This is a genomic window from Bartonella sp. AA18HLJMS (genome assembly GCF_042197245.1).
Classification (GTDB): domain Bacteria; phylum Pseudomonadota; class Alphaproteobacteria; order Rhizobiales; family Rhizobiaceae; genus Bartonella.
This window is the reverse complement of the sequence record NZ_JBHIRP010000059.1, coordinates 1-1,582: the sequence shown is the minus strand read 5'-3', so window position 1 is coordinate 1,582 and position 1,582 is coordinate 1. Positions and strand designations below refer to the sequence as shown.

The 1,582-nt window shown below is 35.7% G+C and carries 1 protein-coding gene; it reads right to left on the bottom strand.

Annotated features, from left to right (window positions below; genetic code table 11):
• Positions 1–669: ABC transporter substrate-binding protein (locus ACFINW_RS09865; protein WP_375641292.1), on the bottom strand; the 669-nt coding region annotated here is incomplete at its 3' end.
• Between the last annotated feature and the right edge of the window lie 913 nt (positions 670–1,582).

Below are 1,582 nucleotides of genomic sequence, written 5' to 3'. Positions count from 1 at the left end.
AGGGCGCCAACTCTCTAGCTGATAAGGACCAACGCAAGCAGAATGGCTTGCCAAATACCGGTTTCCCATATCACCATTTTTTTCGTGTTTCATGAGTGTCTCACGATCAAGCAAAGCAAGAGTACGACTAGTGGCAAAATGGCTAAGAATGAGCTCTGCTGGATAAGGTTTATCAAATTTCATCACCACTGTTTTGTCATCCGGTGCTTGAAAAGCCTCATCAACGTTTTGTTCTGTGATACCATATTCATTAAATGTCGCCGCAGTAGCCATCTTCAATTGAACAACCCGCTTCATGCTCCAAATAAGATCATTAGCATTCGCAGGACGACCATCGTTGAACTTTAAACCATCACGCAAGTGAAAAGTAATCACCGTACTCTGATCATCACTTGAAACATCCCAACTCTTCGCTAAAGAAGGAACCATTTTAGCCGCATCATCTGTAGCAGAAACGACTAAATTATCACAAACATTAACAAGAACTTCATTACCATAACGGTCATTGATTTGTGCGGGATCAAATGTACTTATTGTATCAAGATTCCAAGCCATCACAAGCGTATCGGCAGGTGTTTTCGCTGAAACTTGTTGCACAAACATCCCCATTGCAAGAACAGCAGAAACAAAAGAACTGCCCTTTTTCAATATTTTTCTTTTCACGTTCATAGAATTTTCCTTTTAAGATTTAAGGTTATTGTATAACTTCCCATGAGACAACATGCAAAAATGATAAGATCATGATTAGAAAACACGCCTTCTAGAGGTAAAATATCAAAATCTCTAAAAGCAGCAGCCACTTTTCAAAAGCTCATTCCCTCCCAAACACGTATAGAACAAACGAACATATGCAACGCAAAACGATCTGATTAAAATGAAGCTATCACGCACGATAGCACACGACATCACGGCACTTATAATTCAGAGCATATCAGACCAAAATCCTTCCTTGCTTCATTAAAAAGATTTCTTTTTCAAGTTTCTCTTGCGATTTTCTAAAAAGTATCATCAAAGCGCTACTCTAATTGCTTCAAAAGCCTCAAAACAATTTGATGTTTTGATGATCCTGAATAAATTTTTCGTAACCATTTTCACCCTTCTTCAGAAGAAAATTCGAACTTTGATTATAACTCCGTATCAAATAACAGCTTCGAACCTATAGATTATCATATTTTAAGTCATAAGGAATGTAACCTCAGGTATGAGAAGAGTAGCTTGATGTTTCCCCACGTACCCGCATACAACAGTTTTTCTCACCAAAACATTTTATAAAGTCCCCATTTTTTCAGAAACACTAAACTTTGCTTTATTCGTTACACCTGTCTTTTGCAACAAACAAATTTATTACTTTCTATACATATAAATTGAAATATCAAATATTAATATCTATACACGTAGAATTTATCGAGATAAATAACCTCTCTTCCCAATAGAATGTTTTGAAACAAAATTCTCTACACAACATAGTAATCCATTCCCGATAGAATTCAACGTATTGCAAAGTATTAAAGAGCTTTGCAATACATCAAATATATCATGACCATGTTTTTTATATTTTATAAACTTGATACCTTCTTATTTT